This is a genomic window from uncultured Oceanisphaera sp., from assembly GCF_947495715.1.
Taxonomy (GTDB): Bacteria; Pseudomonadota; Gammaproteobacteria; order Enterobacterales; family Aeromonadaceae; genus Oceanimonas; species Oceanimonas sediminis.
Genome location: NZ_CANLZU010000001.1, coordinates 267,888 through 290,980, shown reverse-complemented (window position 1 = coordinate 290,980; position 23,093 = coordinate 267,888). Strand labels below are relative to the sequence as shown.

Annotated in this window: 22 protein-coding genes; 11 read left to right on the top strand and 11 right to left on the bottom strand. The window is 58.5% G+C overall.

Annotated features, from left to right (window positions below; translation table 11 throughout):
- Positions 1 to 393: 393 nt before the first annotated feature.
- The 4 genes from Q0753_RS01350 to deoD all read left to right on the top strand — a co-directional run bounded on the left by Q0753_RS01350 (position 394) and on the right by deoD (position 4,928).
- Positions 394 to 636 (top strand): OadG family transporter subunit, encoded by a 243-nt coding sequence (locus Q0753_RS01350; protein WP_298716059.1) that lies wholly within the window; start codon positions 394 to 396, stop codon positions 634 to 636.
- 66 nt (positions 637 to 702) lie between these two features.
- Positions 703 to 2,505, top strand: a complete 1,803-nt coding sequence (oadA, locus tag Q0753_RS01345) for a sodium-extruding oxaloacetate decarboxylase subunit alpha (RefSeq protein ID WP_298716057.1) — start codon at positions 703 to 705, stop codon at positions 2,503 to 2,505.
- Positions 2,506 to 2,514: 9 nt separating this feature from the next.
- Positions 2,515 to 3,645 (top strand): sodium ion-translocating decarboxylase subunit beta, encoded by a 1,131-nt coding sequence (locus Q0753_RS01340; RefSeq protein WP_298716055.1) that lies wholly within the window; start codon positions 2,515 to 2,517, stop codon positions 3,643 to 3,645.
- 563 nt (positions 3,646 to 4,208) lie between these two features.
- Positions 4,209 to 4,928 carry a purine-nucleoside phosphorylase gene (deoD, locus tag Q0753_RS01335; RefSeq protein WP_298716053.1) on the top strand — a complete coding sequence of 240 codons (720 nt, stop codon included), beginning with the start codon at positions 4,209 to 4,211 and terminating at the stop codon, positions 4,926 to 4,928.
- Here deoD and Q0753_RS01330 read toward each other — a convergent pair.
- Positions 4,908 to 5,543, bottom strand: a complete 636-nt coding sequence (locus Q0753_RS01330) for a hypothetical protein (protein ID WP_298716051.1) — start codon at positions 5,541 to 5,543, stop codon at positions 4,908 to 4,910. The genes deoD and Q0753_RS01330 overlap by 21 nt on opposite strands.
- Positions 5,544 to 5,560: 17 nt before the next feature.
- Between Q0753_RS01330 and serB the strand changes: the two genes are divergently transcribed.
- Complete coding sequence (serB, locus tag Q0753_RS01325; protein ID WP_298716073.1) at positions 5,561 to 6,538, top strand: phosphoserine phosphatase SerB; 978 nt, start codon at positions 5,561 to 5,563, stop codon at positions 6,536 to 6,538.
- Here the strand turns inward: serB and Q0753_RS01320 are convergent.
- A complete protein-coding gene (locus tag Q0753_RS01320; RefSeq protein ID WP_298716049.1) occupies positions 6,489 to 8,765 on the bottom strand; it encodes a PilZ domain-containing protein in 2,277 nt (758 codons plus the stop codon). The two genes, serB and Q0753_RS01320, sit on opposite strands and share 50 nt — an antisense overlap.
- A 71-nt stretch (positions 8,766 to 8,836) precedes the next feature.
- Here Q0753_RS01320 and radA point away from each other — a divergent pair, with 71 nt between their 5' ends.
- Positions 8,837 to 10,210 carry a DNA repair protein RadA gene (gene radA / locus Q0753_RS01315; RefSeq protein WP_298716047.1) on the top strand — a complete coding sequence of 458 codons (1,374 nt, stop codon included), beginning with the start codon at positions 8,837 to 8,839 and terminating at the stop codon, positions 10,208 to 10,210.
- 7 nt (positions 10,211 to 10,217) lie between these two features.
- Here the strand turns inward: radA and Q0753_RS01310 are convergent, their stop codons facing one another.
- Positions 10,218 to 10,589 carry a PilZ domain-containing protein gene (locus Q0753_RS01310; protein WP_298716044.1) on the bottom strand — a complete coding sequence of 124 codons (372 nt, stop codon included), beginning with the start codon at positions 10,587 to 10,589 and terminating at the stop codon, positions 10,218 to 10,220.
- A 12-nt stretch (positions 10,590 to 10,601) separates the two neighbouring features.
- On the bottom strand, positions 10,602 to 11,075 hold the full coding sequence (gene rsd, locus Q0753_RS01305; protein WP_298716043.1) for a sigma D regulator: 474 nt from the start codon (positions 11,073 to 11,075) through the stop codon (positions 10,602 to 10,604).
- Positions 11,076 to 11,275: 200 nt separating this feature from the next.
- Here rsd and hemE point away from each other — a divergent pair, with 200 nt between their 5' ends.
- A complete protein-coding gene (gene hemE, locus Q0753_RS01300; protein ID WP_298716041.1) occupies positions 11,276 to 12,343 on the top strand; it encodes a uroporphyrinogen decarboxylase in 1,068 nt (355 codons plus the stop codon).
- Positions 12,344 to 12,491: 148 nt separating this feature from the next.
- Here the strand turns inward: hemE and mepM are convergent, their stop codons facing one another.
- Positions 12,492 to 13,838 (bottom strand): murein DD-endopeptidase MepM, encoded by a 1,347-nt coding sequence (mepM, locus tag Q0753_RS01295; RefSeq protein WP_298716039.1) that lies wholly within the window; start codon positions 13,836 to 13,838, stop codon positions 12,492 to 12,494.
- A gap of 185 nt (positions 13,839 to 14,023) precedes the next feature.
- Positions 14,024 to 15,028: a zinc ABC transporter substrate-binding protein ZnuA gene (gene znuA, locus Q0753_RS01290; protein ID WP_298716037.1), complete on the bottom strand. Its 1,005-nt coding sequence runs from the start codon at positions 15,026 to 15,028 to the stop codon at positions 14,024 to 14,026.
- 85 nt (positions 15,029 to 15,113) lie between these two features.
- Between znuA and znuC the strand changes: the two genes are divergently transcribed.
- Together znuC and znuB are read left to right on the top strand one after the other, a co-directional pair.
- Positions 15,114 to 15,851 (top strand): zinc ABC transporter ATP-binding protein ZnuC, encoded by a 738-nt coding sequence (gene znuC / locus Q0753_RS01285; RefSeq protein WP_298716034.1) that lies wholly within the window; start codon positions 15,114 to 15,116, stop codon positions 15,849 to 15,851.
- A complete protein-coding gene (znuB, locus tag Q0753_RS01280; RefSeq protein WP_298716032.1) occupies positions 15,841 to 16,629 on the top strand; it encodes a zinc ABC transporter permease subunit ZnuB in 789 nt (262 codons plus the stop codon). Before znuC ends, znuB begins: the two co-directional genes overlap by 11 nt.
- 338 nt (positions 16,630 to 16,967) lie before the next feature.
- On the opposite strand, the gene Q0753_RS01275 is transcribed toward znuB, so the two are convergent.
- Both Q0753_RS01275 and Q0753_RS01270 read right to left on the bottom strand, forming a co-directional pair.
- Positions 16,968 to 17,555, bottom strand: a complete 588-nt coding sequence (locus tag Q0753_RS01275) for a uracil-DNA glycosylase family protein (protein WP_298716030.1) — start codon at positions 17,553 to 17,555, stop codon at positions 16,968 to 16,970.
- Positions 17,555 to 18,499: a D-2-hydroxyacid dehydrogenase gene (locus Q0753_RS01270; protein ID WP_298716028.1), complete on the bottom strand. Its 945-nt coding sequence runs from the start codon at positions 18,497 to 18,499 to the stop codon at positions 17,555 to 17,557. Before Q0753_RS01270 ends, Q0753_RS01275 begins: the two co-directional genes overlap by 1 nt.
- A gap of 155 nt (positions 18,500 to 18,654) precedes the next feature.
- On the opposite strand from Q0753_RS01270, the gene Q0753_RS01265 reads away from it, so the two are divergent.
- Positions 18,655 to 19,233: a YjaG family protein gene (locus tag Q0753_RS01265; protein ID WP_298716026.1), complete on the top strand. Its 579-nt coding sequence runs from the start codon at positions 18,655 to 18,657 to the stop codon at positions 19,231 to 19,233.
- Between the two features lie 150 nt (positions 19,234 to 19,383).
- On the opposite strand, the gene Q0753_RS01260 is transcribed toward Q0753_RS01265, so the two are convergent.
- On the bottom strand, positions 19,384 to 19,857 hold the full coding sequence (locus Q0753_RS01260) for a MarR family winged helix-turn-helix transcriptional regulator (RefSeq protein ID WP_298716024.1): 474 nt from the start codon (positions 19,855 to 19,857) through the stop codon (positions 19,384 to 19,386).
- A gap of 156 nt (positions 19,858 to 20,013) precedes the next feature.
- On the opposite strand from Q0753_RS01260, the gene hutC reads away from it, so the two are divergent.
- Positions 20,014 to 20,721 carry a histidine utilization repressor gene (gene hutC, locus Q0753_RS01255; RefSeq protein ID WP_298716022.1) on the top strand — a complete coding sequence of 236 codons (708 nt, stop codon included), beginning with the start codon at positions 20,014 to 20,016 and terminating at the stop codon, positions 20,719 to 20,721.
- Between the two features lie 107 nt (positions 20,722 to 20,828).
- Here hutC and Q0753_RS01250 read toward each other — a convergent pair whose 3' ends face one another.
- Complete coding sequence (locus Q0753_RS01250; protein ID WP_298716020.1) at positions 20,829 to 21,365, bottom strand: YaeQ family protein; 537 nt, start codon at positions 21,363 to 21,365, stop codon at positions 20,829 to 20,831.
- Positions 21,366 to 21,659: 294 nt separating this feature from the next.
- Complete coding sequence (locus Q0753_RS01245) at positions 21,660 to 22,970, bottom strand: YjiH family protein (protein ID WP_298716018.1); 1,311 nt, start codon at positions 22,968 to 22,970, stop codon at positions 21,660 to 21,662.
- Positions 22,971 to 23,093 lie beyond the last annotated feature (123 nt).

Here is a 23,093-nt window from a genome sequence, read left to right as displayed (position 1 = left end):
CATCCGTAGCTCAGCTGGATAGAGTACTCGGCTACGAACCGAGCGGTCGGAGGTTCGAATCCTCCCGGATGCGCCATATTGAAAAGCCGGCCTTGTGCCGGCTTTTTCATGCCTGTTGTTCTCGATTTTCGGCGTATCCCCCTCTTTTTGTTCTCAAGTTTATCCCTGTTGCTGTCCATTATTTCGTACAACTCTTTTTGTTTCTGTATGCAAACTACCTTTTAATAAGTTAAGTGAATTTTTATGTTCTTTTTATAGTTTTAAATCTTGTTTTTGTCGGCGTGATGAAGTTTTTTTGTAATCTTTACAACATTTTTGAACATGCAGCGTTGCCAAGGTCTCTGCAAGCTGGGTATGCTCATGGCCGGATCATGGACAGCAAGGAACATGCTGATGAATAACGTCTCTTCTCAACTATTTGAAGCCGCCGGACTGATGGGATTGGGCATGGTGTTTGTATTTTCCTTTCTCTCACTCACCATTCTGGCCATCAAGGTATTATCGCTGGTTGCCGCCGAACCGGCACCCAGGCCGGTTGCCGCCAACGCCATTCCTGCCGGCAATGGCCTGAGCCCACAAAAAATGGCCGCTATCGGCGCCGCCATCAATCACTATAAAAACAATAAAAAACACTGAATCGGACCGACTCTCGGCCGGACTGACTGAAACGGAACTTAACGGAACTTAAACGGAGCTTGTCAAATGACCAAACCTCTTGCCATCACCGATGTGGTGTTGCGTGACGCTCACCAATCTCTGCTCGCTACCCGACTGCGGCTGGAAGATATGCTGCCCATCGCCGAAAAGCTCGATAACATCGGCTACTGGTCGCTGGAAACCTGGGGAGGCGCTACCTTCGATTCCTGTATTCGCTATCTGGGTGAAGATCCCTGGGAGCGTCTGCGTGCCCTGAAAAAAGCCATGCCGAAAACCCCTCAGCAGATGCTGCTGCGGGGCCAGAACCTGCTGGGCTACCGCCATTACGCAGACGATCTGGTGTACAAGTTTGTAGAGCGGGCCCGTACCAACGGCATGGACGTGTTCCGCATTTTCGATGCCATGAACGACGTACGCAATCTGGAAACCGCCATCAAGGCCACGGTGGCGGTCGATGGCCATGCCCAGGGCACCATCTCCTATACCACGTCACCGGTGCACACCCTGGAAATGTGGGTGGACATGGCGAAAAAGCTCGAGGACATGGGCTGTCATTCCATCTGCATCAAGGACATGGCGGGACTGCTCAAACCCTATGAAGCCGAGAAGCTTATTACGCGTATCAAGGCCGAGGTCAAGTTGCCGCTGGCACTGCATTGCCACGCCACCACCGGCCTGAGCCTGCCGACCCACATGAAAGCCATCGATGCCGGCATCGACATCCTGGACACCTCTATTTCCTCCATGAGCATGACCTATGGTCATTCGCCCACCGAGACCCTGGTAGCCATGGTGGAGGGCTCAGAACGCGATACCGGCCTGGATCTGCCCAGGCTGGAAGAGATTGCCGCCTATTTCCGCGAGGTGCGCAAGAAGTACGGCAAATTCGAAGGCAGCCTCAAGGGTATCGACTCCCGCATCCTGCTGTCGCAGGTGCCGGGTGGCATGCTTACCAACATGGAAGGCCAGCTCAAGGAGCAGGGCGCGACCGACCGAATGGACGAAGTGCTGAAAGAAATCCCGCGAGTACGTGAAGATCTGGGCTTTATTCCGCTGGTCACGCCCACCTCGCAGATTGTCGGCACCCAGGCGGTGATCAACGTATTGACCGGCGAGCGTTACAAGAGCATCACCAAGGAAACCGCCGGCGTGCTGAAAGGCGAGTACGGTGCGGCCCCGGCCCCGGTGAACGCCGAGCTGCAACAGCGGGTGCTGAACGGCGCCGAGCCGATCACCTGTCGCCCGGCAGATCTGCTGACCGACGAGCTGGCCAAGCTCACCGGCGAGTTTCAGGCCCTGGCGAAAGAAGAACAGCTGCGGGTCGCCACCGATGAGGTGGACGACGTGCTGACCTACGCCCTGTTCCCGCAAATCGGCCTCAAGTTTATTCGTCATCGTGACGATGCTTCCGCCTTCGAGCCGGCACCGGGCAGCGAACCCGAGCCTGTGGCCGCACCGGTAGCACCACAGGCGACCGGCAGCAGCGCGGGTGGCGCCGAAGTGTACGCGGTCAAGGTCGACGGTCAGCTGTTCGAAGTGGAAGTGGGTCCGGCCGGCAGCATCAGCGGCGTACGTGAAGCCGGCGCCGAGGCGCCGGCTGTTGCCCCCGTTGCCGCCGCAGCGCCAACGGGAGCGGCCGAGTCGGTCGTGGCACCCCTGGCCGGTAACATCTTCAAAATCGTGGCCAAGGCGGGCAGTCAGGTTGCCGCCGGTGAGGTCTTGCTGATCCTGGAAGCGATGAAGATGGAAACCGAGGTGCGAGCGGCCCGGGCCGGCACCGTGCTCGATGTGCTGGTCAAGGAAGGGGACGCCGTTTCTGTGGGTGACCCTGTGGTCAGCCTGGCCTAAGGAGCTGAAATGGAATCGTTACTGACTCTGTGGCAGGAAACCGGCCTGGCCAACTTTCACTGGAAGCAACTGGTGATGATAGCGGTGGGCCTGGGCCTCATCTATCTCGCCATTGCCAGGGGCTTCGAGCCCCTGCTGCTGCTGCCCATCGGCTTTGGCGGTGTGCTGGCCAACATTCCCAATGCGGGCATGGCCGATCCGGGCGGGTTGCTGTATTACATCTATGAAGTGGGTATCGGCACCGGCGTCTTTCCATTGCTGATCTTCATGGGCGTCGGTGCCATGACCGACTTCGGCGCCCTGATTGCCAACCCCAAGACCCTGTTGCTGGGCGCGGCGGCGCAGTTTGGCATCTTTGCCACCCTGTTCGGTGCCATCGCCCTGAACGCGCTGCCCGGCTTTGATTTTACCCTGGCCGATGCGTCGGCCATCGCCATCATAGGGGGAGCGGATGGGCCGACGGCCATCTTCCTCGCCTCCAAACTGGCGCCGGATCTGCTGGGTGCCATCGCGGTGGCGGCCTACTCCTATATGGCGCTGGTGCCGATTATTCAGCCGCCGATCATGAGATTGCTGACCACGCCGCAAGAGCGGGCAATCAAGATGGAGCAGCTGCGGCATGTGAGCAAGCGGGAGAAGGTGTTGTTCCCGCTGATGGTACTGACCCTGACCATACTGTTTCTGCCGGCGGCGGCGCCGCTGATAGGCATGTTCTGCCTGGGTAACCTGATGAAGGAGTCCGGGGTAGTGGACAGGCTGTCGAAGACGGCGCAGAACGAGCTGATCAACACGGTCACCATCTTTCTGGGTCTGGCGGTGGGCTCCAAGCTGTCGGCGGAAAAGTTCCTGACCATCGACACCTTGGGTATTCTGGCGTTGGGCGCGGTGGCCTTTTCCATCGGCACCGCCGGTGGCGTGTTGATGGCCAAGCTGATGTGCAAGCTGTCCGGCGGCAAGGTCAACCCGCTGATTGGCGCCGCCGGCGTGTCGGCGGTACCGATGGCGGCCCGGGTGGTCAACAAGGTGGGGCTGGAAGCCAACAACCAGAATTTCCTGCTGATGCATGCCATGGGTCCGAACGTCGCCGGTGTGCTGGGTTCGGCCGTCGCCGCCGGTGTGCTGCTGGCACTGGTCGGCTAACCCGGTTTTTCCGAACTTGTTTATATCTATAGAAAAGGCGCCTGCGGGCGCCTTTTCTATTCCTAACCGCAGCAGACAAGAGGCAACACAGTCGCCTCCCACGACACGCCACTGATAAATGACACTCACAGTTGCAGCCTACTGCGAACATCCACTGGATGTTCGGTCAGGCTGCAACCGTTCGTCACGGCGAGACAAGCTCGCCCCCTGAGGGCTCGGGAAATGCCGTCCATGGCATTTCACGATCGTGGGAGTCGATCTCTGTTGCCTCTTTTCGAGCATCGAGTTGTCTGTAGACGGCGCTAACAGGCAACTCCGGTGTATCAAGGAGGACAAAGGGATCTGCTCAGCCGACCATCTGCGCCACGGATGGCGCGGCTGAGCCTACATGGAGGTATTCACGGCGAGTCGGCGGAGCGGGCCCTTTGTCCGACCTTTACAGAGTAACCAAATAGATCGGTTATTTAATCAGCTTGGTATAAGTAGAAGTGAAATAGCCCAATCATTTTATACGCTGGGTGTTATATGGTTATCCCAACAACAAATACAGGAGCGAACAGATTATGGCGACCCCCCATATCAATGCCGAACGAGGTGATTTTGCCGATACCGTGCTGATGCCGGGTGATCCGTTGCGGGCCAAGTATATTGCCGATACCTTTCTGTCCGATGTCAGACAGGTGAATCAGGTACGCAACATGCTCGGCTTTACCGGCACCTACAAGGGTCGGGCCATTTCGGTCATGGGCCACGGCATGGGCATTCCGTCGGTGTCCATCTATGCCAAGGAGCTGATTACCGAGTTTGGCGTCAATACCCTTATCCGGGTGGGATCCTGCGGTGCCGTGCGCGACGATGTGGCGCTGAGGGATGTGGTGATCGGTCTGAGCGCCAGTACCGACTCCAGGGTAAACCGGGTTCGCTTCATGGATCATGACTTTGCCGCCACCGGCGACTTCGAGCTGGCAAACCGGGCGGTGGCGGCGGCGAAGGCCTGCAAGGTCGCGGTCAGGGTGGGCAGTCTGTTCTCGGCCGATCTCTTCTATTCGCCCCAGCCCGAGCTGTTCGAGCTGATGAAGCGCTACGGTATCCTGGGGGTCGAGATGGAAGCGGCGGGGCTGTATGGCGTGGCCGCCGAATACGGTGCCCGGGCCCTGGCCATTTGTACCGTGTCCGATCATATTCTGCGTCACGAAGCGCTGAGCGCCGACGAGCGCCAGAGCAGCTTCAATGAGATGATGGAAGTCGCGCTGGAGTCGGTGTTACTCGGCGATTCCGCCTGAGGATGACGGCGCAGGGCTGGCGGCCACCGGCCGCCTTCCTTGTCGTCGGCGCTTGAGTCCCATACCCGCCAGAATGCCCAGCAGCGCGCACAAGGGGAACAGCCAGCTTAGATGATGCAGCAGCTGTTGCCAGATGCCGCTTTGCACCATGGTCAGGGGCGACGTCGCCAACTGCAGACGCAAGAAGCCGACCGGCCGGCTTTCCCGGTAGAGCTGACGGATGTAGGGAGCGTCGCCATTGTCGAGCGTGCCGGCTTCGGCCAGCAGCCGGCCGCCGCCATCGTATAGCTGCGCCGCGACCACCAGTTGGGCGCTGACCAGTTCTTCCACCAGCTGATGTTGGCTCTCGTCATCTTCAGCCAGCAGAGCACGCTCGGCCTGCAGCTCGGCGTAATCGGCCAACGGCCCGGCCAGGGTGCGTTGGGGTAACTGTTGCCAGCGTTGACCGAGTTCGGTGACTTGCAGCCACTGCCAGCCGGTGAACGACACCAGCAGCATGAGCAGCAGCAACAGCAGTTTGTGTTTTACGGGGTGTTTTTTCCACATGGCGGCAATATTGTCTCTTGCCTGGCGAAAAAGCAATACGCTACCCTGAACGCCGGTCTTTGTGAGCATAGGAATAGCGAGTGGCACTGTTAATGGATGTTTTACCCGAAAATATTGCTGGCTGGAATGAGGTGCTGTCTGGCGGCGCTCACTTGTGGCAGCCAGGCCAACTGACACCGGGTCAACTGGCCAAGCCTGCCGGACATCTGATACTGCTGGCAGAGCAGCTGCATAAATCCGCGTTGTACTCGAGTCTGCAGGTACTGGATGAGGCGGGTGTGCAGGTGGAAGTGTCAGGGGTAAAACGCATTGCCGAGCGCGATCTGTTGAGCCTGCGTCTGTCTGCCTGGTCGCCGGCGCTGAAGGCTCGCTTGCAGGCGGTGGCCGACGGCTGGGATCTGGCGTGTGTGCCGGCTTTGCCGGAAGCCGACAAGCCGGGACTGGTGCTGATGGACATGGACTCTACCGCCATTCAGATGGAATGTATCGATGAGATCGCGCTGCTGGCCGGGGTCGGTGAAGAAGTTGCCGCCGTTACCCGGGCGGCGATGGAAGGCGCCTTGCCGTTCTCGGAAAGCCTGCGTCGCCGTGTCAGGGCACTGGAAGGGGCCGACGCCGCCATTATAGAACAGGTGATCGCGCGTATGCCGCTGATGCCGGGCCTGATTGTTCTGGTCGAAGGGCTGAAAGCCATGGGCTGGAAAGTGGCGCTGGCCTCCGGTGGTTTTACCCCCTTTACCGGTCATTTGCGCCAGACTCTGGGGCTGGATGCGGACTTTGCCAACACCCTGGAAATTCACAACGGCCGTTTTACCGGCGAGGTGCTGGGTGACATCGTCGATGCCGAAGCCAAGGCGCGTATTCTGGTCGAGCTGGCCGAGCGCTACCAGATCCCGCTCAGTCAGACCGTGGCCATTGGTGATGGCGCCAATGATCTGCTGATGCTGGCACAAGCCGGGCTCGGCGTGGCCCTGCACGCCAAGCCGCTGGTGCAGGAAAAGGCGCCGGTGTGCCTTAACCTGTTGAGTCTGGAAGGGGTGCTGGCGCTGCTGCAGGCGCGGTAAGCGTCTGCCGCCACCGAACCATATCGGTGATGTCGAAAAGCTGGCTCATGGCGGCCAGCTCTGCCAGTTGCTGTTCCAGCAACTGGGCCTTGTGCAGCGAGGTCTGGGTCAGGCTGTTGCGTTCAGGCACCACATAATCCAGCTGACGCAATTGCAACCGATTAACGATCAGCAGACTGACCCTGAGCTCTTTGGCTTGCTCCGGGTTCAGTAAAAAAGCGCGCTGGCCGGCATCCGGTGCAAGCCGTTGCCATGTTTTTCCGCTGCCATCGGCGGCGGTGGCGGTCCAGATCTCGAGGCTCTGGTGACTTTTTCCCGTTGGACGCAGCAGTTCGGTGATGATCGACTGCAACAGCTGACGGGAAACCAGCCGGCTGAAATGGGCCTGCTGGTATTCATTCGACAAAAAGCTCATCAAGTCGCCTTGCGCCAAACAGGCGATGGCCCCCTGCACATAAAATCCGCCGTCGTTGCGTCCCAGCATGAAGGTGGGCGCCGGGGGCTGTTGCAGGGTCTGACGATTGAGCCAGGTCAGCCAGGTCGGGGTATGGTGACTCTCCGGCCGAGCTCGTAGCTTGTCCTGGTTCTGTTCCAGTAGCGCCGAAAAGAACTGAAAGCCGGGGTGAGTCTCTCTTGGCCCTTCTATCCGCAGATGCAACACCCGGCCATTACCGCTTTGGTTGATGACCCGATAGGGCAGCTTCTTCAGCTTCCACTGACGACTACGGGTGCTGAGTTCGAGCAGGTTGACGTTAACCAGACAGGGAATATCGAGCCGTATCGGCTTTGCCAGCGAAATTTGCAGGCCGCAGTTGGACAAGTCTTCGGTATGTCCGGCATGTACCTGCCCGGCAATGGTCAATTCGACCCCGCTTTGATATTTGAAGCGGGCTTCCTGGCGTTTGGAAGCCTGGCGCCCTGCCGGTGTCACCGTGATGCTGCGTTGGCGTGTCTTGCGAATAAAGGAGGCCAGCTGCTGAATGTTACCCTCGGCGGGAGCCGGTGCTATCTGTACCGGTAACGGCGTCAGCCAGAGCTGCCATTGCAACTGCTGCAACTGGCGCATGCCCTGAAGATCCAGCGTTTCTATGGCCTGATCGGTAAAGTGAACCGAACGAAGGCTCAGGTAATAGCACTGCAGGGTGCCGGCTTTTAATCCTTCACTGATAAAGACGGAGTAGGCCTGATGTTGCTCGAGCTCATGCTGATCGGCCACAAAGTGAAAGCTCTGGCTTTGTCCCTGGTGCCGGAAAACATACAGCAGCAACGACCCTTGCGACTGCCTGCTCATCCGCAGTATTCGCTCGGGAGACAGCAGTGTCGTCAGCAGATCGCCGGGGGTATCCTGCTGCCACAACGACAGCGTCTTGCCGCTCTGGCGGTTGGTCAGAGCGTTCTGTAGTTCGCCCTGCTTATCAAAAAACAGCGACAGACTAAGGCTGGTTTCGAGCAGAGCCTGGCCCCAGCACTGGGCCTGCACCGTGGTGTACAGGTCTTCCGCATCCAGGCCATAACGGGGGCGGCTTTGCTCGATAAACTGGGTCAGCGCCTGCTGCCGCTCCGGGTCTTCGTCCAGAGATTGCATCTTGAGTCGTCCGGGCTCGTCCTGACTCGGGCTCACACGATAAGGCTGTGGTGTGGCCAGACAGCTCAATCCCGGCTGCTTGGCCAGTTCGGGAAAAGACACCATCACTTGTTTCGGCAGCGCCTGTGGTGCGGATAACTGTACCAGCAATCCACCCACCGAAATATCCAGGCTGTTGCCCTGCAATGGCTCGTTGTCCAGATGCAGCCAGACCGGCGTCACGAACCGCAGACGATGTTCTTTGCGACGAACGCCCATTGCCGGCAGGTGCCAGGGGGGGGTATTAAACTGGGCGGGCAGCTTACGCAAGGTAGCAAGCTCGGCGATCAGGGCTTCGTACAGCCCGCGGGTATAATCACCGTTAAAATCGTTGAGCAGGGCCCGAAAGCGTTGTTCCAGCGGCTCGGGCAGCCAGTGATCCAGGCCCTGATGGCGTACCAGCCGGCATTGTTCGGGAAACAGACTGCGCAAGTCCAGCACTCGCAGGCAGGAGCTGGTGAGGCGGCGCACTTCGGCCTGCAGCTTGAAGCGGGTCTCCGTATCGGCCCCCGGCAGCAGGTTATCCAGCAGACCATCGAGTTCATGGTGGTAGCTGAGCGGCACCAGTTTATTGAGCAGAGTCTTGTAAGGGCTGAGATCCATTCTGGCCTGGGGTTGAGTAGGCGAAAAACTTGCGCCAGTATAACAGCTCGTTAATAAATGAGTGAGTATGCATGGCCAAGTCCAAGACGGCGTTTGTTTGCGGCGAATGTGGTGCCGAGTTTCCCCGCTGGCAGGGGCAGTGTTCCGAATGCAAGGAGTGGAATACCGTCACCGAAATTCGACTGGCGCCCGCGTCATCGTCCGCAGCCGGTCGTCACAGCCGTTTTTCGGGCTACGCCGGTGCCCAGGACAACAAGGTGCAGACCCTGGACGAGATCTCGCTGACCGAAATTCCGCGTCTCAACAGCGGTTTCAAGGAGCTGGATCGGGTGCTGGGCGGGGGCATGGTCTCCGGCTCGGCCATTTTGATCGGCGGTAACCCGGGGGCGGGCAAGAGCACCTTATTGTTGCAGGTAATGTGCGGCCTGGGTGGCCGGATGAAAACGCTGTATGTCACCGGCGAAGAATCACTGCAGCAGGTGGCGATGCGGGCTCAGCGCCTGGGCTTGCCCCGGGATCAACTGCGCATGCTGTCGGAAACCAGCGTCGAGCAGATTTGTCATGTGGCCCGGGAAGAGAAACCGGCGGTGATGGTGATCGACTCCATTCAGGTAATGCATGTGGCCGAGGTGCAGTCGGCGCCGGGCTCGGTAAGCCAGGTGCGGGAGGCGGCAGCCCAGCTGACCCGCTTCGCCAAACAGCAGGGCGTGGTGATCCTGATGGTGGGGCACGTGACCAAAGACGGCGCCCTGGCCGGCCCCAAGGTGCTGGAGCACTGTATCGACTGCTCCATTCTGCTGGATGGTGCCAGCGACAGCCGTTTTCGTACCCTGCGCAGCCACAAAAATCGCTTCGGCGCGGTGAACGAGCTGGGGGTCTTTGCCATGACCGAAACCGGTATGAAAGAGGTGAGTAATCCCTCGGCCATTTTTCTGAACCGGGGCGAAGAACAGACTACGGGATCCGTGGTGATGGTGATCTGGGAGGGCACTCGACCCTTGCTGGTGGAATTGCAGGCGCTGGTGGATTATTCCCAGCTGGCCAATCCGCGGCGGGTGACCCTGGGGCTGGAACACAATCGGCTGGCCATGCTGCTGGCGGTATTGCACCGGCACGGCGGCATGCAGATGGCGGATCAGGATGTGTTCGTCAACGTCGTCGGCGGTGTCAGGGTCGAGGATACCAGTGCCGATCTGGCGCTGCTGCTGGCGCTGGTGTCGAGTTTTCGCGACAAGGCACTGCCGCAGGAGCTGGTGGTGTTTGGCGAGGTGGGGCTGTCGGGAGAGATACGCCCGGTGCCGTCGGGGCAGGAACGACTGATGGAAGCGGCCAAACATGGCTTTACCCGCGCCATCGTGCCCTGGGCAAACCGGCCCAAGCAGGCTCCGGCCGGCATGGAAGTCATTGCCGTCAAGAAGCTGGACGAGGCATTGGAAGCGCTATAGACCGGCGCTAACGAGACGCTTCATCCAGCAGTTGCGCCAGCTGGCGTTGCAGCAGTGCTTCATCGGCCAGGTTCAGTTCAACCAGTCGGCGCAGATGTGCGGCGCTGTCGATGTCCAGTTGCCGGCATTCCAGCCCGATGCAGCCCTGATCAAGATGGCGCTGGCGGCCCTGCATGACAATCAGCTGACCATGGCCGTCGAGCGATAGCTGCAGCTCAAACTCGTCGCCGTTCTGTCCGGGCCAGTCGTCGGCCACTTCGGCCAGCACGCCGTGCAGAGACAGATCGCGCACCCGGGTTCGGTATTGATGACCGTCGGCGCCGGTCAACCAGGCCTCGTGATTGAAGTCGATACGGGAAAACAGTCTGCGTTCAGCCATGATGGGCTCCTGTCAGGCCGGCTCACTGGTATCCAGATGATTCAGCAGCGAGATGGCCGACACCAGTCGGTCTTCCAGCTCGAACCGCTCTTCGAGCATTTCACCGAGCTGGCTGAGATCCTGATCCAGCTCCAGTTCCAGCAGGCTGTCTTCGTCAACCTGAGCGTATTTGTCATGAAAGTTCAGTGCCTCGCCGGCACTGTGCTTGAGGCGTGGATAAATGCGTTCGGCCAGGGTGCGCGCGTTGCCCTTGGATGCCTCGTAGGCGGCCATGACATAATCGTAGATCTCGAAATGGCCGGCGCAGACATAGTCGACCAGCTGACCACAGAAGTCGGACAGCTCTTCCGGGGTCGGCTGCGTTTTCTGTTGAGTGGACAAACGGATGTATTCGACCAGAAGATGTTGGCGAGCATTGATAAAGGCGTCCAGTGCCTGATGCTTGCCAGCCAGTTGTTCCTTGGTTTGTTCCATTTTCCTGAGCATGATTCCCTCCTTGGGCGACCTGAGCAGGTGGCTTACCCCATCATTAAGGAAAAGAATAGCTCGGGTCAATAGCATTGCTGATAAGTTGCGCGTTTGGGCATCATTCACGGCATAACGCCGGTAGGGGTGATGCAGTTTTTCCGATTCCGCCATCTGATGTTACAATGCAGGCAATTTGCCACCTGATCTGGAACGACGGGATGAAACCACTCAAGAATGATAGTTACTTACGTGCCCTTTTACGCCAGCCGGTAGACTATACCCCGGTCTGGATGATGCGCCAGGCGGGCCGCTATCTGCCCGAGTACAAGGCGACCCGGGCCGAAGCCGGCGACTTTATGTCCCTGTGCAAGAATGCCGAGCTGGCCTGTGAAGTCACGCTGCAGCCGCTGCGCCGTTTTCCGCTCGATGCGGCTATCCTGTTTTCCGATATTCTGACCATTCCCGATGCCATGGGTCTGGGCCTTTACTTCGAAACCGGCGAGGGTCCCAAGTTCGAACGTCCGCTTACCTGCATGGCCGATGTAAAGAAAATTGCTATTCCCGATCCGGAAGACGAGCTGGGCTATGTGATGAATGCGGTACGGACCATTCGTCGCGAACTGCAGGGTGAAGTGCCGCTGATCGGCTTTTCCGGCAGCCCCTGGACCCTGGCTACCTACATGGTGGAAGGCGGCAGCTCCAAGGCCTTCACCAAGATCAAGAAGATGATGTATGCCGAGCCTCAGGCCCTGCATCTGCTGCTGGAAAAACTGGCCGACAGCGTCACCAGCTACCTTAACGCCCAGGTGGCGGCCGGTGCCCAGTCACTGATGATCTTCGACACCTGGGGTGGTGTGCTGACCCCGCGTGACTACAACGACTTCTCGCTGCAGTACATGGCCAGGATTGTCGATGGCCTGACCCGCGAAAACGAAGGTCGTCGAGTGCCGGTCACCCTGTTCACCAAAAACGGCGGCCAGTGGCTGGAAGCGATTGCTGCCACCGGCTGTGATGCGGTGGGTCTGGACTGGACCATCAATATCGCCGACGCCAAGCGTCGTGTGGGTGACAAGGTAGCCCTGCAGGGCAACATGGATCCGTCCATGCTGTATGCGCCTGTGCCGCGTATCGAGCAGGAAGTGGCGACCATTCTGGAAGGCTTCGGTGAAGGTCCCGGCCATGTGTTCAACCTGGGTCACGGCATTCACCTGGATGTGGATCCGGAGCATGCCGGCGCCTTTATCGAATCGGTACACCGTTTGTCCCGGCCCTATCACGCCAAATAACGGCTCGTGAATACGCCGTAATAAAAAAGCGCCTTAAGGCGCTTTTTTATTGGCGTTATTTACCAGGTAACATGAAGCGTGAGGTGTCAGGTGTTCAATACCCATCAACAGGAATGAGGTGCCTCCTCACTCCTCACGGTAAATTATATTAACCATCCAGCTCCTGCCGGTATTTTTCCACGGTGGCGAGGAAGGTGCGTTTCTCGGTGCCGCCCAGACCATTGGCCATCGGCAACTTGACCTGCATGGCGTCTACCGCTCGGTTGTTGACCAGGAACTCGTAGTGAAGGTGCGGGCCGGTAGAACGGCCGGTGTTGCCGGACAGCGCAATACGCTGGCCACGACGTACCGTGTCACCCTGCTTGACCAGAAACTTGCTGAGGTGCAGGAAGCGAGTGGTGTACTGACGACCATGACGTATTACCAGGTAGTTGCCGGCCAGACGATGGCGCACGGCCCTGACCACTACACCGTCACCCGGAGCCAGCACCGGTGTGCCGACAGGAACGGCAAAGTCGGTGCCCTTGTGTGGCCGAATCCGGCCGGTAATGGGGTGCTTGCGGTTCAGGTTGAAGCTGGAACTGAGACGGGCACGACGCTCCAGCGGGATGCGAATAAAGCCCCGCTCCAGGCTTTCACCGCGGCCGTCGTAAAACTTGCCGTCCTCATGGCGGAAGGCGAAATAGCTGCGGCCCTTGTTGGTGATTTCCACCGCCTGCAGTTCGGATTTGCCGGTGCTCTGGCCTTCAACGAATTCCCGTTGCACCAGCACCTTGAAGCGGTCACCCTGACGAAGGTCCCGGGCAAAATTGAGCTGCCATTGAAACAGGTTGGCGACGCGCTGTATCTGGCCGGCGGAAAGGCCGGCATCCCGGGCGCTGATATAGAAACTGCCGTTGATCACCCCGTTCAGGGCGCGGCTTTCCCAGTTGCTTTCTTCGGTTCTGAGGCGACTTTGATAGCCGTCTCCCTCGCGGGTAAAGATGCGGGTGTGCAGCAAATCCCGTTTGATCTTGAATTCCTGCAGCAGGTTGTCCTGATCGATCAGCAATGACAGGGTTTGCCCCGGTTTGAGACCATCCAGTGCCTTGCCTCTGTCGGCTTCCAGCAACTTGTACATGGTGGCAAGCGGCAGTCCCAGGCCATTGAAAATGGTACTCAGGGTATCGCCGTTCTGTACCTGATATTCCTGCCATTCGGGTTCGCTGGCGGCAATTTCATCGAGGGCATCGACGGGTTCCATGTCGTCGAGCGCATCGTCGTGCAGGGTGTAGAATTCGGTGTTGTCGACCTGCTCTTTGGCGACCTTGGGCAGGTTCATGCTGGCTGGAATGCTGATTTTGACCGGCTGTTTGACAAGGTCGCCGGGCGAGGGCAGCATCACCGCGGTGGTTAGCGTCAGCCCGCCAAGAAGGATGATGCCATACAGGTGTCGCCTGGGTAACTGCGCCGGCATAGCTTGAATTTTTGACTGTATCGGGCGGAGAGGATTCATCCGGATTACCTATGCCTGTTGATGACGGAATAATGAATGCAAAAACCGCTTTATCTATCCAGATATAGAACCAAAGATAATAAAGCGGTTAATATTTATTAGAAAATAGCTCATGTACTGGAATTCATTTGGAGACATGTGCCGATAATAAAGTTCCGTATTGTACCGGATTTTATTTCAAGTTTTTAGGTTTCGTTAAGTAAGCAAACGGCCATGCTGTTCGCTAACTGAAACATAAAAGTAAAATAACTTTGGGCTCCAATTTTAATGTCGGCACCTAAGGGATCCAGTATGCCGATACGAGCCTCGGTACCACGCACCACGGCTTCGACTACGGCGGGCCTGAACTGGGGCTCGGCAAACACGCATTGTGCCTGTGATTGTTGCAGTGACTTATGAATGCGTGACACGGTTCTGGCGCCGGGAGCGCGTTCCGGATTGACGGTAAAGTATCCGAGTGACGCTAACTGGTAATGATCCTCCCAGTAGCCGTAGGCATCGTGGAACACGAAGTAACCGATGCCGGCGGTGGCGGCCAGACGGTCGGCTACCTGTCGATCGGTTTCATCCAAGCCTGCTCGAAACGCGGCCAGATTGCGTTGATACAGATCATGATTATTCGGATCCAACTGAATCAGTCTCTCGGCCAGCAGGCTGGCAATTTTTTCCGCATGATGAGGATCCAGCCAGATATGGGTATCCTGCTCTCCATGCCGGTGGCCGTGGCCATCATCGTCGTTGTCGCCGGCGATGTTATCGGCATCATGTTTGTCGTGGTGGCGATTCGGGTGATCATCATGGTCTGCATGGTCTGCATGGTCTGCATGGTCTGCATGGCCGGCATGATCGTGGTGTTCCTGGCCGGAAGCGGTGTGATGATCGTCGGTGTCAATCTGTGCCAGCAAGGCCAGGCTGTTGGCCTGGTTTTCGAGCAACGGGGTCAAAAAGCCTTCCAGCTCCGGACCGACCCAGACCACCAGATCCGCCTGTTTGATCCGGCGTACGTCCGACGGGCGCAGGGCGTAGTCGTGGGGGGACGTACCCGGAGCAAGCAATAATTCGGGAGCCTTGCTGCCGTCGGTAATGGCGCTGGCAATCAGTTGCAGGGGCTTGATGGTGGTGAGTACTTCCAGCGCGCGGGCCTGGCCGCTCAGCAGCAGGGACAGCGTCAGTAAAAACAGGGCTCTCATGATGGGGTCGTCCGGATTGATGATAGAGTTCGGCAAGCAAGCAATGTTATAATATTACAAATTGAGATGTAAAGGCGTAAAGCAAATGACCAAGCTGGTTGAACTGACCGACGTCGGGCTGGAAATTGATGGTACCGTTATTCTCGAGCGGATCTCTCTCACCCTGAATCGCGGTGAAATTCTGACCATCGTCGGGCCGAACGGTGCCGGTAAAAGCTCGTTGATGAAGCTGGTGCTGCGTCTGAACGAGGGCAACACCGGCAAGCTGTGGCGCAAGCCGGGGCTGCGCATCGGCTATGTGCCGCAAAAATTGCATCTGGATCCGGTGCTGCCGCTGACCGTCGCCCGTTTCATGAGCCTGTCGCATGGTCGGCGGCTGACGGTGGCTCAGGCATTGTCCAGAGTCGGGGCCGAACGGCTGGCAGAGCGGGCCATGCAGGCCTTGTCGGGCGGTGAAATGCAGCGTATTTTGCTGGCGCGGGCTCTGATGATGGAGCCCGAACTGCTGATCCTGGATGAACCGGCCCAGGGGGTGGATGTGCACGGCCAGACCGAGCTTTACACCCTGATCAAGCAGCTCAGTGACGAGCTGAAGTGCGGCGTACTGATGGTGTCGCATGACTTGCACCTGGTGATGGCCAGTACCCACAGGGTGATTTGTCTGAATCAGCATATCTGTTGTCATGGCGAGCCGGAACATGTGGCGCGTCACCCCGAATTTGCCCGTCTGTTCGGCCGGCCCGAACTGGCCCAGCTGGCGGTGTACACCCACCACCATGATTGTGATGATGACCACCACGGAGACGTACGCCATGTGGGATAGTTTTCTGCTTTATGCCCTGCTGGCGGGTCTGGGCATCGCCCTGCTGGCGGGCCCGCTCGGCAGCTTCGTCGTCTGGCGGCGCATGGCCTATTTTGGCGATACCCTGGCCCATTCTTCCCTGTTGGGGGTGGCGCTGGGCCTGCTGCTGCAAATCGATCTGACACTGGCGGTGCTGGTGGCCTGTTTATGCCTCGGTATTCTGCTGGCGGCGTTGCAACGAGCCAGCTGGCTGGCCACCGATACCCTGCTCGGCATTCTGGCCCATACCTCATTGTCGCTGGGGCTGGTGGCGCTGGCTTTTATGGAGAACGTGCGTGTCGATCTGATGGCCTACCTGTTCGGCGATCTGCTGGCGATCCAGCTGGTAGACCTGTACTGGATTTTCGGTGGTGGCGTGGTCTTGCTGCTGATCCTGCGTCACTACTGGAGTCAGTTGCTGTCCATTACCGTCAGTGAAGAGCTGGCGCGGGTGGAGGGAATTCGGGTCGAGCCGCTGAAACTCCTGCTGTTGATGATGATCAGCGTGCTGATCGCGGTGGCGATGAAATTTGTCGGGGCGCTGATCATCACCTCGCTGCTGATCATTCCCGCCGCCACCGCCCGTCGCTTCAGCCGCACTCCGGAACAAATGGCGCTGTATGCCAGCGGTCTGGGCATGCTGGCGGTGGTTGGCGGTCTGCAATTGTCGATCAGTCACGATACCCCCGCCGGCCCTTCGGTGGTGGTGGTGGCCGCCGGTTTGTTCCTGCTGTCGCAACTGGTACCGAAACGGGGTTGACCCCGCTGCCTTGTACTTGATGTCGGAATTGCCGCAGCAGTACAGAGGAAACAGGGTTACCTCTCCCGACACGCTACAAGTACACCCGTGTAAGCTCACACATGCCATCCATGGCATGTGATGGTCGGGGGAGGTAATCCCTGTTGCCTCTTACATGGCACGGAGCTGTCTGTTGTAGGTACCATCAGACGACTCTGGCTTCAAAAGAGGTAACAGAGAGCGTCTCCCGCGACCGTGAAATGCCAGGGACGGCATTTCCGAGCCCCATGGATGGGTTCATGGCGTGTCGTGGGAGATGACTCTGTTACCTCTGAGCTGCGACCCGCATGACATCGCGCTTAATTTCCCCCCAACACCTGATGTACACGCTGGCGTAGCGCCGGCAGTTCTTCCTGTTCGAACCAGGGGTTCTGGCTCAGCCAGCGGCGATTGCGGGGGGAAGGGTGGGGCAGGGGCAGTCGGTCGGGAGCAAAGTCCCGCCAGTGACGAACGGTTTCGGTCAGGGTTTTGTACTGATTACCCAGATAATAACGCTGGGCATACTGGCCTATCAGCAGGGTGAGCCGAATGCGGGGCAGGGCGGCCAGCAGTGGTTCATGCCAGGTGGGGGCGCATTCGGGGCGAGGCGGCAAGTCACCGTTCTTGCCCCGTCCCGGATAACAGAAGCCCATCGGCATGATGGCAATGACATCAGGGTCGTAAAACTGCTCCCGGCTCAGCTGCAGCCAGCGGCGCAGGGTGTCGCCGCTGGGGTCATTCCAGGGAATGCCGGTTTCGTGAACGCGGGTGCCCGGCGCCTGACCGATGATCATGATGCGGGCTTGAGGGGCCATTTGTACCACAGGGCGAGGCCCCAGCGGCAAGTGGGCTTCACATAACCGGCAGGCCCTGACCTGCGGCAGCAGCCGGTCCAACTTGGTATCCATCAGTATCCCAGATTGAAATTCACCAGCCCTTCCATCGGCTTGCCTTCTCTATATTTCAGATAGTTGCGACTGAAGCGGGTGACAATTTGATCCGGAAAGCTGTAGCCGGCGTTGTGAGGGGTGATGACCACGTTGGGCATGTCCCACAAGGGGCTTTCGGTCGGTAGCGGCTCGGTGGCAAACACGTCCAGCACAGCGGCGCCGAGATTGCCGTGGCGCAGGGCCTCGATCAGCGCACTTTCATCCACCACATCGCCCCGGCCCACGTTGAAGAAGATGGCGCCGGGCTTGAAAAAGCCCATGCGGTCGCCGTTGAACAAGCCCCGAGTCAGGGGGGTTGAGGGCAGCACGCTTACCACCACATCGGCTCTGGGCAGCACCTTGTTCAACGCCGGCAACTGATAGACATGCTCGAAGCCGGGGGCTTCCCGTCCGGAGCGGCTGATACCCAGCACGGTCAGTCCGAAGTTGGCCGCGGTCTGGGCCACATGCTGGCCTATGCTGCCGGTGCCGATGATCAGCATGGTCTTGCCGCGAATGCTCTGATAAGGAATCGGTTGCCAGTTGTGCAGCCGCTGCTGTTCCCGGTAGTGGCGCAGATGGCGATTCAGCGACAGCAGATGAGCAAACACATACTCGCTGATCAGCGGGCCGAAGATGCCCCTGATATTGGTGAGTTGATAATCCTGGCGACAGTCGGGGCCGAGCAGTAAATCGACCCCGGCATAAGTGGACTGTGCCCACTTGAGGGCGTGCGCTTCTTTCAATCGGGCGCGAAGTCGGGCCGGCTCGCCCAGCAGTATGTCGGCCCTGGTCAGAGCCGCCTGAATATCCGCTTCCTGCTCGGGCGCCAGAATGGTCAGTCCGGGCAGGTAGGCCTGCTGCAACAGCGCCTGATATTCGGCGTTGTCCTGACTGAGCAATAACAGGGTATGATTGGCCATACCTTCTCTCCTCAACATGCTTTTTGTATCAGCGTTTTATGAGACAATGGCATAAGCATAAACTTATACCAGTGTTTCCCGCATAAAATGTGAGCCTCGGCCGCAAACGGTCAAAACGGCCACAAGGCGGCAGCCCCAACCACAAGGAAATATCCGTGTTCGGTGATAAATTTTATAAAAAAATCAACAAGCTGGCTCCATGGCAGCAGACAGTGTTTGCACTGGCGCTGGCCGAGCGGATGTATCCCAATTACCGGTTGTTCAGCGATACCTCCGGATTCGGTAACGGAGAGCGTCTGCGCTCGACACTGGATACCCTCTGGACCTATCTGACGGTCAAGGGATCCAAGGTAGATCTGACCGCCGAGCTTGAAGCATTTGAAGGTTTTATTCCCGATCCTTCCCGCTTTGAAAGTTACGGCGCCTATCCGGCACTGGATGCCTGTGTTGCGCTGGGCGCGGCTTATAACTCGGTGATTTGTCGCATCGGTGAAGAAGCCATCGAAGCCAGCGGTGCCTCGCTCGGTACCGTGGCCGGTTTTGCCGAATTGCTGGCAGAGCGGGATCTGAGTGAAGAAGAGTTGTACGAAGACGAGCTGATGATGGCGGAGATGGAATTTCAGGTAGAGCTGCTGGAGCGAGTGAGTCAGCCGAGAGAGGCCGAAACCATTCTGGCCATTCGGGACTTTGCCGCCCAGGGCGGGGTGTCCAATATCGGTATCGGGTTGGAATAATGCGGGCAATGATAAGAGCGTGAAGGGTAAGAGGTAAGGGGTAAGGGGTAAGGGGTAAGGGGTAAGAGGTAAGGGGTAAGAGGTAAGGGGTAAGGGGAGGTGATTTACTCATCACTCCTCACACCTCACCCTTTTACCCCTCACATCATCTTATTCGTGCAGCAGGCTGCCTACCTGCAGCAGCGGGGCCACGTCCAGAGCGTCGGCGTTCATCATCGACGAAATTCGCTGTACCGAAGACAACAGCAGATTCTGTTCCCAATCTTCCAGTGACTGAAAACGCTGGATAAAGCTTTCCTGCAACGGTCGTGGTGCCGTCTTGATTTTGGCTTTGCCATCGTCGGTCAGCACGGCATACACCTTGCGTTTGTCGGTCTGACTGCGCTCACGCCGCACCAGCTGCTTTTGTTCCAGCCGGTCGATAATGGTGGTGGCGGTGGCCTGGCTCATGTGCGTGGCCTGGGCCAGATTGCGCATGGTAATGTCGCCATGCTCGCTGATGGCCTGCAGCAGCAGCAGCTGAGGGCCGGTCAGGCCGGAGGCCTTGCTGAGCTGACGGGAGTGAAGGTCGATTGCACGGATGATCTGGCGCAGTGCCACCAGCACTTCTTCATGTTTGTCCAAGGTATTCCTGCCGATGGCGAACTGAATTTGCGCGCACCATAGCGTAAATTGATGGTTGTTTAAAGCCTTGGCGGGATCCGGTTCATGGTTTAACCGGGAGTGGTATGTGACAGCCCGGCAATTGTATGTACAATTGAAATTGTTACAGGAGGCCACGTGACCCAATCCATACCCCTTTATCAGCAGATCAAGCAGCATATTCTGGTTCGAATCGAGTCTGGCGAGTATCCCTTGCATCAGCAGATACCGCCCGAGCAGGAGCTGGCCGGGCAATTCAAGGTCAGCCGAATGACGGCGCACAAGGCCATTCGGGATCTGGTGCAGGAAGGCTATCTGATGCGGCGGGCCGGGCTGGGCACCTTCGTCACCGAACCCAAGGCCGAATCACCGCTGGCGGATATCAGCAATATAGCCGACGAGGTGCAAAGCCGCGGTCACGAATACAGTAACAGCGTTATCGTGCTGGAAGCGATGCGGGCCAACGAAGAAGTCGCGCTGCACATGGGCGTGCGGCTCCACGCCCGGGTGTTTCATTCGGTGATAGTGCACCAGGAGAATGGTGTTCCCATTCAGGTGGAAGAGCGCTTCGTCAACCCGGCGTTGGCGCCCGGCTATCTGCAGTGTGATTTTAGCCAGCAAACGCCCAACGCCTATCTGGTGGCGCATTGCCCGCTGTCGGATCTGGAACATATAGTAGAGGCCCGCATGGCGCCTGCCGAGATCTGCGACTGGCTTCAGATATCGCCGGACTCCCCCTGCCTGCTGGTGACCCGGCGCACCTGGTCGTTGCATCAGCTGGTCAGTTTTGCCCGACTGTGGCATCCGGGCGACAAATACAAGCTGCGCTCAACGCTTAAGCTCTGAGTGGCGGGATTAGGGACTGGGGATTGGGGAGTGGATAATGCTCCCGAATCCCGAATCCCGAATCCCGAATCCCGAATCCCGAATCCCTAATCCCCAGTCCCTAAAATTTACCGCCACTGCTCGAGTATCAGGTCCAGGCTGTGTTCGCCATCGGTGAGCTGAATTTCACTTTCCTGCAGGGTGGCAAACAAATCGATGCTGCGGGCACACAGCTCGGCCAGTTGTGCCGGTTGCGGGTCGGCCAGGTGATAAATCTGCAGCCGGGGCAACTGGCCCAGCTCGGTTTGATGCTTGTTCCACCATTCCTGGGCGCTGCGCCCGCCATAGCTGTACACCACCACCTGCTCGGCCCGGGACAGCGCCTGTTTGATGCGCTTGACGCTGGGCTCACCCAACTCGACCCACAACAGAGTGCGGCCATCCGGCGATTTCTGCCATAGCTCGGGCTCGTCGTCGGTGCTCAGTCCCTTGGTAAAGCCGAGGTCCTCGTCTGCGTGGCGCATAAAGGCCAGCAGGCGCACCATCAGCCGGGTGTCGGTTTCGGACGGATGCTGGGCCACGGTAAGGCTGTGTTCCTGGTAATAGTGTCGGTGCAAGTCGCTGATATTCATGCGGACTTTATGCAGGGTGGCGGTCAGGGCCATGAGGTCGTCTCGTGTAAAAGGCAACATCTTAACGGTAAGCCGCAGCTGGAGCCAGCCCGGAGCGTGGAGGTGGCCGGTGAGAGGAAATTTAATAGTAACCCCGAGAGTTTAAATACCAACCGAGTACCGCACGCAGACACGCCGTAAACCCCTCCCTGGGGGCTCCACCGCGCCTTCTGACCGCCAGGGATGGCGGAAATGCCGGAACAGCAGGAGCACTTTCCGGCCCTGGCGCAGAGGGTCTGCTTAGAGGTACTCGGTCGCTGCCTTCAAGTTCTAAGCTGTTGGTAGGGGTCAGGGAGCGATCAGCATGGCCACGGGAATGGCCAGCAGCAGGCTTAAAAAGGCGCGGATAAACCACACCAGCACCAGGGTGCCCACTTTCAGCGGCAGTCGGGTGGCCAGAATGCAGGGGATGGACGCCGAGAAAAACAGTATCGACGACACGCACACCACACCGGCGGCGAAGCGGGCGACAAAGTCGGCTTCGGCCATCAACAGCGCCGGCAGAAACATTTCTGCCAGTCCCGAGGCGGTGGCCTTGGACAGCAGCATGCCGTCTTCCACTCCCCACAGCCAGGTCACCGGGTAGAACAGGTAGCCCAGCCAGTCGAACATCGGCGTGTACTTGGCCACCAGCAGGCCAATCAGCCCCACCGACATGATGGACGGCAATATGCTGATGGTCATCACCAGGCCGTCCTTGAAGTTGTCAATCACGTTGCGCCCGAGCGACGGCGCCTGCTCGGCAATCTCCAGACCATTCTGCCAGGCAATACCCAGACGGTTGCCGTTCTCGCAGGCCGGCTCCCGGTGCTCGGCCCGGTTATCCAGCCGTGACAGTGGCGGTAGCCGTACCGTGATGGCGGTGACCACAAAGGTGATCAGCAGGGTCAGCCAGAAGTACTGGTTCCAGATCTCCATCAGCCCCAGAGTTTTGGCCACGATAATCATGAAGGTGGCGGACACGGTGGAAAAACCGGTGGCGATAATGGCCGCTTCCCGGGCCGAGTAATGGCCGGACACATAGACCCGGTTGGTAATCAGCAGGCCGATGGAGTAGCTGCCGACGAAAGAAGCGACCGCATCGATGGCGGAGCGGCCCGGCGTGCGCCAGATGGGCTGCATCAGCTTTTGCACCAGAATACCGATGGCTTCCAGCAGGCCATAGCCCACCAGAAAGGCCAGAAACACCGAGCCGATGGGCACGATCAGCCCCACCGAAATCACCAGTTTGTTGAACAGAAACGGCAGCATGTCCGGCGTCTGCAGGGCGGCAGGGCCGGCACCGGTGAGCGCCAGCGCGCCGGCGATAACACCCAGCCACTTCAGCAGCAGAAAAACGCGGTCGGTCAGACTGTGCTTCCAGCGCCCGGTAATCAGCGGGTAAACCGCCCCCGCCAGTATCATCGCCATGGCATACCAGCCGGCGCCGGTTTCACCCAGGGCGGCGCGCAGCCAGCCGACCATATGATCCAGCGGAATACTGGTCTTGCCCTGCAGGCTGATGGGAATAAAGAAGATAAAAATGCCGACGGTACTCAACCCGAGCAGCCGGCCGATGGCCTTGCCGGGGACGTTAGATTGCTCCGTAACCCGATTCATGAGAACTCCTTGTCACTAGCGATGAGTAACCGATGTGGATAATGAATGTACAATGTATATACAAAGACAATAAAAGTTAATGGCTCCTATGCTTGTAGTGTGGGTTGAGTCAAATTTTTTGCT